A 14,274-nucleotide genomic window follows, 5' to 3' on the forward strand; every position below is an offset into this window, starting at 1 on the left:
TAAAATGATCAACGTGTCCGAGCAGCACGCCCCCAGGTCCCTCATCGTCACGCTCTACGGCGCGTACGGCCGCTACATGCCCGGCCCGGTGCCCGTCGCCGAGCTGATCCGGCTCCTGGCCGCGGTCGGCGTGGACGCGCCCTCCGTCCGTTCCTCGGTGTCCCGGCTCAAACGGCGCGGCCTGCTGCTGCCGGCCCGCACCGAGCAGGGCGCGGCCGGCTACGAACTCTCGCCGGAGGCACGGCAGTTGCTGGAGGACGGCGACCGGCGCATCTACGCGACCGCGCCCATGGAGGACACGGGCTGGGTGCTCGCGGTGTTCTCCGTGCCGGAGTCGGAGCGGCAGAAGCGGCACGTGCTGCGCTCCCGGCTGGCCGGCCTGGGCTTCGGCACGGCGGCCCCCGGGGTGTGGATCGCCCCGGCCCGCCTCTACGAGGAGACGCGGCACACCCTGCGCCGGCTGCACCTGGACCCGTACGTCGACCTCTTCCGCGGCGAGCACCTGGGCTTCGCCCCGACGGCCGAGGCGGTCGCCCGCTGGTGGGACCTGGCCGCGATCGCCAAGGAGCACGAGCGTTTCCTGGACGCGCACGCCCCGGTCCTGCGAGCCTGGGAGCGCCGCAGCAGCACGCCGCCCGAGGAGGCCTACCGCGACTACCTCCTCGCCCTCGACTCCTGGCGCCACCTGCCGTACACCGACCCCGGCCTGCCCGGCCGGCTGCTGCCCCCGGGCTGGCCGGGCATGCGCTCGGCGGAGGTGTTCCAGGGGCTGCACAGGCGGCTGCGGGACGCGGGGGCCGAGTTCGCCGGGCTGTGAGGGGCTTTCCCGGGTGTCTCAGAAGCGGCGCAGCCGCAGCGCGATGCCGTGCCCGACCGCGAGGTAGATCACCGCGGGCAGACCGTAGTTGAGCAGGACGCGCAGGCTCTCCGCGTCCATCGTGAAGATGTCCTGCGACCACCAGGACAGCGAGTCGGCCACATCCTCCACGAACCCCACGAACACGTTCGCGTGATTGGCCTCGAGCAGGTACAGCAGGATCCACAGTCCCAGGAACGCCGCCGCGACGTCGGCGATCGTGTGGATGACCAGCGCGGCGCGCCGGGTGCCCGAGCCGTCCCGGCGGCGCTGCCGAGGGGGCGCGACCGGCGCGACGGGCGGCACCGCGGGCTCCGCGTACTGGGGGCCCGGGGCCGGGGCATGGCCGTAGGGGCCGTATCCGTGTCCGGGCTGCTCGGGCAGCGGCCTGGTGTCAGTCATCGCAGTCTCGATCCCTGGGGGTCGTGCGTGGGGTTCCGAATGGCTCGAAAGAACCTAGACAGCCGCCGATAACAGACCGGGTCAGGAACCGTGCGAATCGCGTGGAAGGCATGTGACCGAGCCCGGCCGGCCCCCGCGCGCCGGGCTCAGACGCAGCACCGGCAGTACAGGTGCGCGCCCGCGTCCCGGGCCCGGCGGGCGAGGCCCGCGAAGGTGCGGATGTAGTCCTCACAGCCCGGGAAGTCGGCGAAGTCGAATTCCTCGATGTCGTACCACTGCAGCGCCAGCATCGGCACGTGCTCGTCCTCTATGGAGGCGAGCCGGTCGCGCCAGGCGTCGGGCAGCTCGGTCAGATGCAGCCCCGACTCCCACGGCGACTCGGCGCCGGGCGCCGCCGGCCGCTCGGGGGGCCACTCCCGCTGGTCGGGCCACAGCAGTTCCGGCCCGGTGCCGTGGACGTCGTACGGTCTTCCCTCGGTGAACGCGACGAGTTGCCCCAGGGCGACATGGGGGTCGATGCCCTTCATGTCGATCCAGTCCGCGCCGGCCTCGTCGAGGGACTGCCCCTCGGCCGTCCAGTCCCCGCCCGGTCCGATCGCCCAGTCCACCGCCGTCGGCCGGTCGGCCGCCGCGAAGTAGTCGAACAGCACACCCATCAGCACTCCGTCCCCTCACCTCTCCCCTCCGAGTAGAGCAGACGGTACTGACAGTCAGCCGCCGAGGGTCAGCCGGGGCTTCGGGGCGTCCGTGCGGCCGGTCTGGGGGCGGCGGCTGCCCGCGCGGTAGGGCGCGGGCCAGACCGCACCGGGCCCCTCGTAGCCCTGCTCGGCCGCCGCGTGCAGCGTCCAGTGCGGGTCGTACAGGTGCGGACGGCCCAGCGCGCACAGGTCCGTACGCCCGGCGAGAATCAGGGAGTTGACGTCGTCCCAGGACGAGATCGCGCCGACTGCGATCACCGGAACGCCCGCCTCGTGCCGGACCCGGTCGGCGAACGGCGTCTGGTAGGACCGCCCGAACTCCGGCCGCTCCTCGGCCACCACCTGCCCGGTGGAGACGTCGATCGCGTCTGCCCCGTGCGCGGCGAAGGCGCGGGCGATCTCCACCGCGTCCTCCGCGGTCGTGCCGCCCTCGGCCCAGTCGGTCGCGGAGATGCGCACCGTCATGGGCCGCTCCGCGGGCCACACCGCGCGAACGGCGTCGAAGACCTCCAGCGGGAACCTCAGCCGGCGCTCCGGTGAGCCGCCGTAGGCGTCGGTGCGCCGGTTGGTGAGCGGGGAGAGGAAGCCGGAGAGCAGATAGCCGTGCGCGCAGTGCAGTTCGAGGAGGTCGAACCCGGCCCGCGCGGCCCGCCAGGCGGCGGCGCTGAACTGCTCGCGGACGTCGGTGAGTTGGGCACGGGAGAGCTGCCGGGGGGTCTGGCTGCCCGGCTTGTACGGCAGCGGGGAGGCCGCGACGAGGGGCCAGTTGCCGCGGGTCAGCGGCTCGTCCATGCCCTCCCACATCAGCTTCGTGGACCCCTTGCGGCCGGAGTGGCCGAGCTGCACGCCGATCGCGGTGCCGGGTGCCTGGGTGTGCACGAAGTCGGTGACCCGCCGCCACGCCTCGGCCTGCCGGCCGGTGTAGAGACCGGCGCACCCCGGCGTGATGCGGCCCTCCTCGCTCACGCACACCATCTCGGTCATGACGAGCCCGGCCCCGCCGAGCGCGCGGGCGCCGAGGTGGACGAGGTGGAAGTCGCCGGGGACGCCGTCGGTGGCGGAGTACATGTCCATCGGCGACACCACGACCCGGTTGCGCAGGGTCAGGCCGCGCAGCCGCAGCGGCGTGAACATCGGGGGTGTGCCGGGCGGGCAGCCGAACTCGCGCTCGACCGCCTCGGTGAAGCGGGCGTCGCGCAGCCGGAGGTTGTCGTGGGTGACGCGGCGGCTGCGGGTGAGCAGGCTGAAGGCGAACTGCCGGGGCGGCCGGCCGAGGTGGTGCCGCAGGTTCTCGAACCATTCGAGGCTGGCGCGGGCGGCACGCTGGGTGGAGGCGACGACGGGTTTGCGCTCCTCCTCGTAGGCCGCCAGTGCCCTGTCGAGTGTGGGCTGTTCGCGCAGGCACGCCGCGAGTGCGAGGGCGTCCTCCACGGCCAGCTTGGTGCCCGAGCCGATGGAGAAGTGGGCGGTGTGCGCGGCGTCGCCGAGGAGGACTACGTTGCCGTGGGACCAGCGGTCGTTGACCACCGTACGGAAGGTGGTCCACGTCGAGTTGTTGGAGTGCAGCGGGCGGCCCCGCAGCGCGTCGGAGAAGATCTTGGCGCAGCGCTCGACGGATTCGTCCGGCCCGAGTTCGTCGAATCCCGCCGCCCGCCAGACCTCCTCGCGCATCTCGACGATCACGGTGGAGGCGTCGGCCGCGTACGGGTAGCCGTGCAGCTGCATCACGCCGTGTTCGGTCGGGGCGATCTCGAAGCGGAAGGCGTCGAACGCGAAGTCGGCGGCGAGCCAGATGTACCGGCAGCGGTGCTCGGTGATGCGCGGGCGGAACACCTGGGCGTGGGTCTCGCGGGTGGCGCTGTGGACACCGTCGGCGGCGATGACGAGGTCGTGGGTCCGGGAGAGCTCGTCCGCGGACGGGGCCTCGGTGCCGAATGCGATGGTCACGCCGAGCGAGAGGCAGCGCTCGTGCAGGATCTTCAGAAGGGTCCGCCTGCGCACCGCCGCGAAGCCGTGTCCCCCGGAGGTCTGGCAGGTGCCTGCGTGCACGATGTCGATGTCGTCCCACCGTACGAAGCGCCGCTGCAGTGCCTCGTACACGACGGGGTCGGCGTGTTCGATGCCGCCCAGGGTCTCGTCGGAGAGGACCACACCGAAGCCGAAGGTGACGTCCGGGGCGTTGCGCTCCCAGACGGTCACCTCACGGGTGGGATCGAGCCGCTTGAGGAGCGCTGCCGCGTACAGGCCGCCGGGGCCACCGCCGATGATCGCCACCCGCATGAGGGCTCACCTTCCCCGCCACTTCGGCGCGCGCTTCTCCGTGAAGGCCGCGTGGAACTCCGCGTAGTCCTCGCCGTGCATCAGCAATGCCTGGGTCGAGGCGTCCAGCTCGATCGACGCCGCCAGGGGCATGTCCAGTTCGGCCGTGAGCAGGGCCTTCGTCTGGGCGTACGCCAGGGCCGGGCCGTCGGCCAGGCGGCGGGCCAGCGCTTGGGCCGCGTCGTCGGCCCGGCCGTCCTCCGTCAGCTCGCTGATCAGGCCGATGCGCTCGGCCTCGGGGGCCCGGACCGGTTCGCCCAGCATGAGCAGCCGGGTGGCGTGGCCGAGGCCGACGACACGGGGCAGCAGGTAGGCCGCTCCCATGTCGCCGCCGGACAGGCCGACGCGGGTGAAGAGGAAGGCGAAGCGGGCGGTGGGGTCCGCCACGCGGAAGTCGGCCGCGAGCGCCAGGACCGCCCCGGCGCCGGCCGCCACGCCGTGGACGGCCGCGATCACGGGGAACGGGCACTCGCGGATCGCCCGTACGGCCTGGCCGGTCATCCGGTTGAAGTCGAGCAACCGGGCGGTGTCCATGCCGAGGGTGGCGCCGATGATCTCGTCGACGTCACCGCCGGAGCAGAAGCCGCGTCCCTCGCCGGCCAGCACCAGGGCGCGTACGGCGCGCTCCCGGGACAGCTCGGCGAGCAGGTCGCGCAGGTCGGCGTAGGCGCCGAAGGTGAGCGCGTTGAGCTTCTCGGGACGGGTGAGGGTGACGGTGGCGACCCCGTCGGCGAGCTGGACCCGCAGATGCTCCCAGTCGGAGGTGCGGGCGGCGGAGCCGGTGAAGGGACTCATGACGTGCGGCCTCCTAGGGGGGCGGTGCCGTACGTTGCGCTGTCCCATGAACTTATCACCTGTTTGTGACTGTCGTCACGAGTACGCGACAAGCGGCGTGCGGACCGGCCGAGTCCCGTCACATGCGTCACCGGTCGTCGACAGCGCCGTAACAGTGGGCTCGGGCGGGCGAGACGGGCCGCCGGCCTGGGTAAGCCGCCGGTACCGGGGCCCAGGGTTCCGGCCGAAGCCCGCCGAAGGCCCGAAGTGGCCGGGCCCGTACCATTCCTACAGCCGAAAGCAGGACAGCCTGCTCCATGAACGGACTCGCCTTGCACGAACGCCCCACCGAACCGGCCTCCTGGCGCATCGCACTGCCGCACACCGCCGCCGCGGTGCCCGTGGCCCGTGCCCTGGTGCGCACGGCCCTCGCCGAGGTGGAGCATCCGGCCGACAGCGACACCGCTGAGCTCCTCACGGCGGAGCTGGTGGCCAACGCGGTGGAGCACACCGCCGGGCGCGGCCCGATAGAGCTGGTGGTGGAGCTGTTGCCGAGCGGCTGCCAGGTCGAGGTGCACGACCCGGACCCGGCCCCGCCCGGCCGGCTGACCGCGCCGACGATCGAGGAGCCCGATGTCTGGCAGGAGGGCGGGCGCGGACTGCTGCTGATCCGCGCCCTCAGCTCGTCCTGCGGTCACCGCCCCACCCCGTCGGGCAAGGCGGTGTGGTTCAGACTGCCTGCGGTTCCCGCTCAGCGGCGGCGTTGGGCGTGACCTCGGGGGCGGTCGTCCGCGCCAGCGTGGAGTGCCGACGGCCGTAGCCGGCGTAGATCGCGAGGCCCACCACGAGGAACACGGCGAACTGGACCCAGGTCTGCCAGCCGGTCTCGTACATCAGGTACAGGCAGAAGGCGACGCCGAGCAGCGGGCCCACCGGGTAGAGCGGCACGCGGAAGCTGCGGCTGAGGCCCGGCTCGCGGCGGCGCAGGGCGATCACCACGATGTTGACGACGGCCATGATCGCCAAGGTGCCGATGGTGCACAGGTTCATCACGGCGTCGAGGGAGGCGAAGGCCGCCGGGAGCGCGAAGACGACGGCGACGATCAGCGTGCCGGCGACCGGCGTGGCGGTCTTCGGGTTGACCTTCTCGAAGACGCGCGGGATCAGGCCGTCGCGGGACATCGACATCAGGATGCGGGTCTGGCCGTACATCACCGCGAGGACGACGGAGGCGATGGCGACGACCGCGCCGAAGGCGATCACCCCGCCGCCGACGGCCGAGCCGGTGACCTCGTTGACGACGTAGGAGAGGGCGGCGGGGCGGCCGGCGACCTGCTTGCCGCCGATGGCGCCGATCGCGGCGAGCGCGACCGCGCAGTACAACAGGGTCACGATGCCCATGCAGACCATGATCGCGACCGGGATGTCCCGGCGCGGGTTCTTGGCCTCCTCACCGGCCGTGGTGATCGCGTCGAAGCCGATGTAGGAGAAGAACGCGGCCGTGGTGCCCGCGCCGATGCCGCCGAGGCCGGCCGGCGAGAACGGGGTGAGGTTGCCGTGCTTGAAGGCGCTGTAGCCGATGGCGCAGAAGGCCAGCAGGATGACGAGCTTGACCGCGGCCATGGCGGCCGTCGCCCGGGCGCTCTCGCGCACCCCGCGCACCAGCAGCACGGAGGCCATGGCGATGACGATCACGGCCGGGAGGTTGATGATCCCGCCGTCGCCCGGGCCCGCGGACAGGGCGGCCGGGAGCTGGACGCCGGTGAGGCTGTGCAGCAGCTCGTTGACGTACTGGCTCCAGCCGACGGCGACGGCCGAGATGGAGATGCCGTACTCCAGCAGCAGGCACCAGCCGACCAGGAAGGCGGTGGACTCGCCGAGGCCGGCGTAGGCGAAGGAGTACGAAGAGCCGGAGACCGGGATCGCGCCGCCCAGCTCCGCGAAGGAGAAGGCGGTGAAGACGCAGGTGATCGCGGCGAGGATGAACGAGACGACGACGGCCGGGCCGGCCTGGGCGACGGAGTCGGAGAGGCCGACGAAGATGCCGGTGCCGACGATGGCGCCGACGCCGAAGCAGATGAGCTGGAAGAGGCCCATCGTGCGCTTGAGGCCGTGGCCCTCGCGGTCGGCGCCGGATTCGGCGACGAGCAGGTGCGGGGACTTGATGCGGGGAGCGGGCATTGCGGGTTGGTGCTCGTTTCTGGGTGGTGCGGGCGACCGGGTGAGGTCGCGGCGTCGGTCCGGGCTGGGGTGGTGCCGGGCCGCCGGTCAGGATAAGGCCTGGTCGGGGCGGTGGACCAGGGTCAGCGGGCGAGTGTGGCGACCAGCACCGCCTTGATGGTGTGCAGACGGTTCTCGGCCTCGTCGAAGACGATCGAGTGCGCGGACTCGAACACCTCGTCCGTCACCTCCAGCGAGTCCAGGCCGTAGGTCTCGTGGATCTCGCCGCCGACCTTGGTGCCGAGGTCGTGGAAGGCCGGCAGACAGTGCAGGAACTTCACGTCCGGGTTGCCGGTGGCGCGCAGGACGTCCATGGTCACGGCGTACGGCGTGAGCGCGGCGATGCGCTCCGCCCAGACCTCCTTCGGCTCGCCCATGGAGACCCACACGTCGGTGGCGACGAAGTCCGCCCCCGACACGCCCTCCCGGACGTCCTCGGTGAGGATGATCCGGGCGCCGCTTCCCTCGGCGAGCTTGAGGGCGTGGCTGACGACGTCCTCGGCGGGCCAGTAGGCCTTCGGGGCGACGATCCGCACGTCCATGCCGAGCAGGGCACCGGTGACGAGGTAGGAGTTGCCCATGTTGAAGCGGGCGTCGCCGAGGTAGGCGAAGGCGATCTCCGTCAGCGGCCTGTCGCTGTGCTCGGTCATGGTGAGCACGTCGGCGAGCATCTGGGTGGGGTGCCAGTCGTCGGTGAGCCCGTTGTAGACGGGCACGCCGGCGTACGCCGCCAGCTCCTCGACCTTGGCCTGGCTGTCCCCGCGGTACTCGATGCCGTCGTACATCCGGCCCAGCACCCGCGCGGTGTCCCTCACGGACTCCTTGTGGCCGATCTGCGAGCCGGACGGATCCAGGTACGTCGTGTGGGCGCCCTGGTCGGCGGCGGCGACCTCGAACGCGCAGCGGGTGCGCGTAGAGGTCTTCTCGAAGATCAGCGCGATGTTCCGGCCGCGCAGGTACTGCGTCTCCGCCCCCGCCTTCTTGGCCGCCTTCAGCTCGGCCGCCAGCTCGACCAGACCGCGGAACTCCTCCTCGGTGAAGTCCAGCTCCTTGAGGAAGTGGCGGCCGGCGAGGCCGGTCGGGACTGTCGCCATGGGGGGCGCTCCAGATGTACTGCGACTACAGGGACTCTGGAAGTCTATACGATGTTACACATTTTTATACGGCGTCTCGCTCTACGGGACAGCTCATGCACCTCGGGCCGCCCCGGCCCCGCCCCAGCTCGCTGCCCGGGATCTCGATCACCTCGATGCCCTGCTTGCGCAGATGCGTGTTGGTGGTCGAGTTGCGCTCGTAGGCGACGACGACCCCGGGCTCGACGGCGAGCACGTTGCAGCCGTCGTCCCACTGCTCGCGCTCGGCGGCGTGCACGTCCTGGGTCGCGGTCAGCACCCGGATCTCGCCGAGGCCCAGGGCGGCGGCGATCGCGCGGTGCATGTGCTCCGGCGGATGGTCGGTGACCTTCAGCTCCTTCTCGGAGACCCCCGGCTCGATGGTGTACGAGCGCAGCATGCCGAGGCCCGCGTACTGGGTGAAGGTGTCGCCGTCGACCATGGTCATCACGGTGTCGAGGTGCATGAAGGCGCGCCGCTTGGGCATGTCGAGCGCGACGATGGTGCGCGCGGAGCCGGCCGCGAACAGCTTGTACGCCAGCATCTCCACGGCCTGCGGGGTGGTGCGCTCGCTCATGCCGACCAGCACTGCGCCGTTGCCGATCACCAGGACGTCGCCGCCCTCGATGGTGGAGGGATGGTCGGCCTGCCCCTGGGACCAGACGTGGAAGAGCTCGTCGCGGAACAGCGGGTGGTGGCGGTAGATCGCCTCGAAGTGGACGGTCTCGCGCTGCCGCGCGGGCAGTCGCATGGCGTTGATGGCGACCCCGTCGTAGATCCAGGCGGAGGTGTCGCGGGTGAAGAGGTGGTTGGGCAGGGGGCCGAGGAGGAAGTCGTCGAGGTCCATCACATGGAAGCGCACGGAGGTCGGCTCCGCGTGCGCCTGCAGGAACTCCCGCTTGGTCATGCCGCCCACGAGCGCCTCGGCCAGCTCGCGCGCGGGCAGGGCCTCGAAGGCGGCGCGCAGGTGGTCGGCGGCGAGGGGGCCGTACTCCTTGTCGTGGAAGACACGGTCGAGGACGAGGGTGCGGGCCTCGGGGATCTCCAGGGTCTCGGTCAGCAGGTCACCGAAGAGGTGGACGGCGACCCCGCGGTCCCGCAGGACGTCGGCGAACCCGTCGTGCTCGGCGCGCGCCCGGCGCACCCACAGCACGTCGTCGAAGAGCAGGGCGTCCTTGTTACTGGGGGTGAGCCTTTTGAGCTCCAGATCGGGCCGGTGCAGAATCACGCGGCGCAGCCGCCCGGCCTCGGAGTCCACGTGGTATGCCATGCCTCCATCCTGGCCGCACCCGACCGTCTTCACGCCCTTGTGGACCGTTTCCGCCCCGTCCTGTTTTCGTCTCACCGACGACAAACGGTCGGTTCGTGGGACTCCGGCTCGCCTCGGGGCAGGCGGTCAGATCGCCGTGCGGGGCACCGGCCGGCGCCGGACGTGCGGGGGCGGGGCCACCGCCCGGGCTCCGGCGGCCGGCACCGGCCGTTCGGCGACGAGGAGTTCGACGGCCTCCCGGTCGACCGCGTCCGGCGGGGCCGGCTCCTGGAGGCGGAGGAACGCGGCGAGCGGACCGGGGGGCGAGGGTGAGCCGTACGCCCGTGCCCTTCTGCCTGCGGTCCAGGACCGTCACGAAGTCGGGGCCGCACCGGTGGTGGAGGATGCCGTGGGCGTATCCGGCCCGCCAGGGCGCGAGCTCCCCCTCCGCGTCCGGCATTTCGACGGGCGGCGGCAGACGTCGTAGGACCCCGGTGTCCTACGACGGCCTGCCCACGGCTCACCGGACCACCCGCCGGCCGGCCCCAGGTCGGCAGGGAAACCCAGGTGGCCCCCGTCGCGGCACAACAGGCCGAGTGCGCCGTGACGGGCTACAGGCGGGGGTCCACCGGCTCCGACTCCAGGGCCAGCACCCCGAACACCGCCTCGTGCACCCGCCACAGCGGCTCCCCCTCCCCGAGCCGGTCCAGTGCCTCCAGGCCGAGGGCGTACTCGCGCAGGGCGAGCGACCGCTTGTGGTTGAGGAACCGCTGCCGCAGCCTGGCGAGGTTGTCCGGCCGGGTGTACTCGGGGCCGTAGATGATCCGCAGGTACTCCCGGCCGCGGCACTTGATGCCGGGCTGCACCAGCCGGCCGTCGGTGTTCCGGACCAGCGCGCCGGCCGGCTTGACGACCATGCCCTCGCCGCCGCGGCCGGTCATCTCCAGCCACCAGTCGACACCCGCGCGCACCGACTCCGGGTCACCGGTGCCGACGTACAGCCGCCGGGTGGTCTGCAGCAGTCCGGTGCCGTCGTGCTCCACCAGCCGGTCGATCAGGGCCAGTTGCTCGTCGTGCGGCAGCGCGGCGAGGCTGCGGCCCTGGACGGCCAGCAGCTGGAAGGGCGCCAGGCGGACGCCGTCCAGGCCGTCCGTGGTCCAGCAGTAGCGGCGGTAGGCGGCGGTGAACGCGGCCGCCTCGGCGGCACGGTCCCGCTGCCGGTCCAGCAGACCGGCGAGGCCGACGCCCCGGGCCGCGGCCGCTTCCAGGGCGGCCAGCGCACCCGGGAACACCGCACCGGAGGCGGCGCCGACGGCCGCGTACTGGCTGCGCAGCAGCCCCGAGGCCTTCAGCGACCACGGCATCAGCTCGGCGTCCAGCAGCAGCCAGTCGGTGGCCAGTTCGTCCCAGAGCCCGGCGGCCCCGATCGCCGCGCGCAGCCGCCCCAGGACCTCCTCGGTCACCGTCATGTCGTCGAAGAACGGCCGCCCGGTGCGGGTGTAGAGGGACCCGGTCGGCCCGTCCACGCCGAAGCGCTTGCGTGCCGCCTCCGCGTCCCGGCACACCAGGGCCACGGCCCGCGAGCCCATGTGCTTCTCCTCGCACACGACCCGCTCGACCCCGTCCGCCGCGTACTGCGCGAAGGCTTCCACCGGGTGCTCCAAGTAGCCCTCTACCTGCGAAGTCGCCGTCGGCGCCATGGTCGGCGGCAGATACGGCAGCAGGCGCGGGTCGGTCGCGAAGCGGCTCATGACCTCCAGCGCCGCCGCCGCGTTCTCCTCACGGACCGCGACCATGCCGGCGTGCCGGGTCTCCACCGCCCTGCGGCCGTACACGTCCGCCAGGTCCAGCGGCCGGCCGTCCTGACCGCCGGGCGCCTCCGAGCGCAGCGGGCGCGTCGGCTCGTACCAGACCCGCTCGGCCGGTACGTCGACCAGCTCGCGCTCCGGCCAGCGCAGCGCGGTCAGCTTGCCGCCGAAGACCGCCCCGGTGTCCAGGCAGATGGTGTTGTTCAGCCAGGTCGCCTCGGGGACCGGCGTGTGGCCGTAGACCACCGCCGCACGGCCCCGGTAGTCCTCCGCCCACGGGTAGCGCACCGGCAGCCCGAACTCGTCGGTCTCGCCGGTGGTGTCGCCGTACAGGGCGTGCGAGCGGACCCGGCCGGAGGTGCGGCCGTGGTATTTCTCGGGCAGGCCGGCGTGGCAGACGACCAGCCTGCCGCCGTCGAGGACGTAGTGGCTGACCAGGCCCGCCAGGAACGTGCGTACCCGCTTCTCGAACTCCTCGCTCTCGCCTTCCATCTGCGCGATGGTCTCCGCCAGCCCATGGGTGTGCTGGACCTTGCGGCCCTTGAGGTGGCGGCCGTACTTGTTCTCGTGGTTGCCGGGCACGCACAGCGCGTTGCCCGTCTCGACCATGGACATCACCCGGCGCAGCACGCCCGGGGTGTCCGGGCCGCGGTCGACCAGGTCGCCGACGAACACGGCGGTACGGCCGTCCGGGTGGACGCCGTCCGTGTAGCCCAGCTTGGCGAGCAGCGACTCAAGCTCGGCGGAGCAGCCGTGGATGTCGCCGATGATGTCGAAGGGGCCGGTGAGGTGGGTGAGGTCGTTGAAGCGCTTCTCGGTGACGACGGTGGCCTGCTCCACCTCCTCGACGCCGCGCAGCACGTGCACCTTGCGGAAGCCCTCCCGCTCCAGGTGCCGCAGCGAGCGGCGCAGTTCGCGGATGTGCCGCTGGATGACCCGGCGGGGCATGTCGGCGCGGTCGGTGCGGACCGCGTTGCGCTCGGCGCACACCTCCTCCGGCACGTCCAGCACGATGGCGATGGGCAGCACGTCGTACTTCCTGGCCAGTTCGATCAGCTGGCGCCGGGCGTCCTGCTGCACGCTGGTGGCGTCCACGACCGTACGGCGGCCCGCCGCCAGCCGCTTGCCGGCGATGTAGTGCAGGACGTCGAAGGCGTCCCGGGTGGCGCTCTGGTCGTTCTCGTCGTCGGAGACGAGACCGCGGCAGAAGTCCGAGGAGATCACCTCGGTCGGCTTGAAGTGCCGGCGGGCGAAGGTGGACTTGCCGGAGCCGGAGGCGCCGACGAGGACCACGAGGGACAGGTCGGTGACGGGGAGGGTCCGCCCCTGGTTCCGTGTCGACTCGGTCATGCTGCCTTCGCCTCCTTCTCGGTACTGATCACGGCCGTGTTCATCACGAACGCGGCCATCTGGGTGGGCGGGCCGACCTCCGGGTCGTCCGGTCCCACGTGCGCGAACTCCACGTCGTAGCCGTGCCGTTCGGCCACCGTGCGCGCCCAGGTGCGGAACTCCTGCCGGGTCCACTCGAAGCGGTGGTCGCCGTGCCGGGCGTGTCCGGCGGGCAGGGTCTCCCAGCGGACGTTGTACTCGACGTTCGGGGTGGTCACGAGGACCGTGCGGGGGCGGGCGTGCCCGAACACGGCGTACTCCAGGGCGGGCAGCCGGGGCAGGTCGAGGTGCTCGATCACCTCGCTGAGCACGGCGGCGTCGTAGCCCTTGAGCCGGTTGTCCGTGTAGGCGAGCGAGCCCTGGAAGAGCGTGACGCGCGAGGCCTGCCGCTCGCCCATGCGGTCCAGCCTCAGCCGCCGGGAGGCGATGGTCAGGGCGCGCACCGACACGTCGACGCCGACGATCTCGGTGAACCGCGGGTCCTTCAGCAGCTCACGCACCAACTCACCCTGACCGCAGCCGAGATCGAGCACGCGACCGGCGCCGCTGTCCCGCAGCGCGGCGAGGATCGCCTCCCTGCGCTGCACGGCGAGCGGGGTGGGCTTCTCCTCCGTCTCGGTCTCCTCCTCGACGGCGTTGTCGATCTCCTCGACCTCGCTGTCGTCGGCCTCCGCGAGCCGCACCAGCTCCAGCCGCTCCATCGCCTGCCGGGTCAGCGACCAGCGGCGGGAGAGATAGCGGCTGGTGATCAGCTTCTGCTCCGGGTGCCCGGGCAGCCAGCCCTCACCGGCCCGCAGCAGCTTGTCGACCTCGTCGGAGGAGACCCAGTAGTGCTTGGCGTCGTCGAGGACCGGCAGCAGGACATAGAGGTGGCGCAGGGCCTCGGCGAGGGTCAGGGCCTCGGACTCCAGGACGAGCCGCACATAGCGCGAGTCCCCCCACTCGGGGAACTCGGCGTCCAGGGCGACCGGTTCGACGGTGACCGTCCAGCCCAGCGGCCCGAAGAGACGCCGTACGAGCTCCGGGCCGCCGCGGGCGGCCAGCGCGGGCACCTCGATGCGCAACGGCCGTGTCCGGGACGGGAGTTCGGGGCGGGCGTGGCAGGTGCCCTTCATCGCGCTGGAGAACACGCCGCTCAGCGCTACCGCGAGCAGCGAGGAGGCCGCGTAGGGGCGGTCGTTGACGTACTGGGCGAGCGCCGCGTCGGGGGCTCCGCCGCGGCCCTTGCCCTTGCCCCGCCGGACCAGCGCGACGGTGTCGATCTCCAGCAGCAGCGCGGCCGTGCAGCGCCGGTCGTCCGCCTCGGGGTAGAAGACGTGCGCCATGCCGTAGGACGTGGAGAACTTCTGCGCCTTGTCGGGGTGCTTGTGCAGCAGGTATCCGAGGTCGGTGGCCGGGTGGGCGGCGTCGCCGCGCATGGAGATCGTCAGGAACACATGACCGAGTC

General features: G+C 72.1%; 11 protein-coding genes. 2 read left to right on the top strand and 9 right to left on the bottom strand.

Annotated elements, in window-relative coordinates; genetic code table 11:
* Positions 1–4 precede the first annotated feature (4 nt).
* The gene (locus ACWGJ5_RS13740) at positions 5–817 is read left to right on the top strand and encodes a PaaX family transcriptional regulator (protein WP_453309938.1); all 813 of its coding nucleotides are present in this window, start codon (positions 5–7) and stop codon (positions 815–817) included.
* An 18-nt stretch (positions 818–835) separates the two neighbouring features.
* Here ACWGJ5_RS13740 and ACWGJ5_RS13745 read toward each other — a convergent pair whose 3' ends face one another.
* The 4 genes from ACWGJ5_RS13745 to ACWGJ5_RS13760 all read right to left on the bottom strand — a co-directional run bounded on the left by ACWGJ5_RS13745 (position 836) and on the right by ACWGJ5_RS13760 (position 5,070).
* Positions 836–1,258: a hypothetical protein gene (locus tag ACWGJ5_RS13745; protein ID WP_453309939.1), complete on the bottom strand. Its 423-nt coding sequence runs from the start codon at positions 1,256–1,258 to the stop codon at positions 836–838.
* A gap of 146 nt (positions 1,259–1,404) precedes the next feature.
* Complete coding sequence (locus tag ACWGJ5_RS13750) at positions 1,405–1,914, bottom strand: hypothetical protein (RefSeq protein WP_453309940.1); 510 nt, start codon at positions 1,912–1,914, stop codon at positions 1,405–1,407.
* 54 nt (positions 1,915–1,968) lie between these two features.
* Complete coding sequence (locus ACWGJ5_RS13755) at positions 1,969–4,236, bottom strand: bifunctional salicylyl-CoA 5-hydroxylase/oxidoreductase (protein ID WP_453309941.1); 2,268 nt, start codon at positions 4,234–4,236, stop codon at positions 1,969–1,971.
* A 6-nt stretch (positions 4,237–4,242) separates the two neighbouring features.
* Entirely contained in the window at positions 4,243–5,070 is an 828-nt protein-coding gene (locus ACWGJ5_RS13760; protein WP_453309942.1) for an enoyl-CoA hydratase family protein, read from the bottom strand.
* 296 nt (positions 5,071–5,366) lie between these two features.
* Here ACWGJ5_RS13760 and ACWGJ5_RS13765 point away from each other — a divergent pair, with 296 nt between their 5' ends.
* On the top strand, positions 5,367–5,822 hold the full coding sequence (locus ACWGJ5_RS13765; RefSeq protein WP_453309943.1) for an ATP-binding protein: 456 nt from the start codon (positions 5,367–5,369) through the stop codon (positions 5,820–5,822).
* Here ACWGJ5_RS13765 and ACWGJ5_RS13770 read toward each other — a convergent pair.
* The 5 genes from ACWGJ5_RS13770 to ACWGJ5_RS13790 all read right to left on the bottom strand — a co-directional run bounded on the left by ACWGJ5_RS13770 (position 5,779) and on the right by ACWGJ5_RS13790 (position 14,263).
* Positions 5,779–7,230 (bottom strand): amino acid permease, encoded by a 1,452-nt coding sequence (locus ACWGJ5_RS13770; protein WP_453309944.1) that lies wholly within the window; start codon positions 7,228–7,230, stop codon positions 5,779–5,781. The two genes, ACWGJ5_RS13765 and ACWGJ5_RS13770, sit on opposite strands and share 44 nt — an antisense overlap.
* Positions 7,231–7,352: 122 nt before the next feature.
* Positions 7,353–8,363, bottom strand: coding sequence for an ornithine carbamoyltransferase (gene argF / locus ACWGJ5_RS13775; protein ID WP_453309945.1), 1,011 nt, complete (start codon positions 8,361–8,363; stop codon positions 7,353–7,355).
* Positions 8,364–8,427: 64 nt separating this feature from the next.
* Positions 8,428–9,651 carry an arginine deiminase gene (locus tag ACWGJ5_RS13780; protein WP_385312232.1) on the bottom strand — a complete coding sequence of 408 codons (1,224 nt, stop codon included), beginning with the start codon at positions 9,649–9,651 and terminating at the stop codon, positions 8,428–8,430.
* 590 nt (positions 9,652–10,241) lie between these two features.
* A complete protein-coding gene (locus ACWGJ5_RS13785) occupies positions 10,242–12,788 on the bottom strand; it encodes a polynucleotide kinase-phosphatase (protein WP_453309946.1) in 2,547 nt (848 codons plus the stop codon).
* Positions 12,785–14,263, bottom strand: coding sequence for a 3' terminal RNA ribose 2'-O-methyltransferase Hen1 (locus ACWGJ5_RS13790; protein ID WP_453309947.1), 1,479 nt, complete (start codon positions 14,261–14,263; stop codon positions 12,785–12,787). Before ACWGJ5_RS13790 ends, ACWGJ5_RS13785 begins: the two co-directional genes overlap by 4 nt.
* Between the last annotated feature and the right edge of the window lie 11 nt (positions 14,264–14,274).

It is taken from the genome of Streptomyces sp. NPDC054783 (genome assembly GCF_053611725.1).

Coding starts and splice junctions, on each gene's coding strand:
- ACWGJ5_RS13755 (WP_453309941.1), bottom strand. CDS start 4,236: ATGCGGGTGGCGATCATCGGCGGTGGCCCCGGCGGCCTGTACGCGGCA.
- ACWGJ5_RS13765 (WP_453309943.1), top strand. CDS start 5,367: ATGAACGGACTCGCCTTGCACGAACGCCCCACCGAACCGGCCTCCTGG.
- ACWGJ5_RS13750 (WP_453309940.1), bottom strand. CDS start 1,914: ATGGGTGTGCTGTTCGACTACTTCGCGGCGGCCGACCGGCCGACGGCG.
- ACWGJ5_RS13740 (WP_453309938.1), top strand. CDS start 5: ATGATCAACGTGTCCGAGCAGCACGCCCCCAGGTCCCTCATCGTCACG.
- ACWGJ5_RS13760 (WP_453309942.1), bottom strand. CDS start 5,070: ATGAGTCCCTTCACCGGCTCCGCCGCCCGCACCTCCGACTGGGAGCAT.
- ACWGJ5_RS13780 (WP_385312232.1), bottom strand. CDS start 9,651: ATGGCATACCACGTGGACTCCGAGGCCGGGCGGCTGCGCCGCGTGATT.
- ACWGJ5_RS13785 (WP_453309946.1), bottom strand. CDS start 12,788: ATGACCGAGTCGACACGGAACCAGGGGCGGACCCTCCCCGTCACCGAC.
- argF (WP_453309945.1), bottom strand. CDS start 8,363: ATGGCGACAGTCCCGACCGGCCTCGCCGGCCGCCACTTCCTCAAGGAG.
- ACWGJ5_RS13770 (WP_453309944.1), bottom strand. CDS start 7,230: ATGCCCGCTCCCCGCATCAAGTCCCCGCACCTGCTCGTCGCCGAATCC.
- ACWGJ5_RS13745 (WP_453309939.1), bottom strand. CDS start 1,258: ATGACTGACACCAGGCCGCTGCCCGAGCAGCCCGGACACGGATACGGC.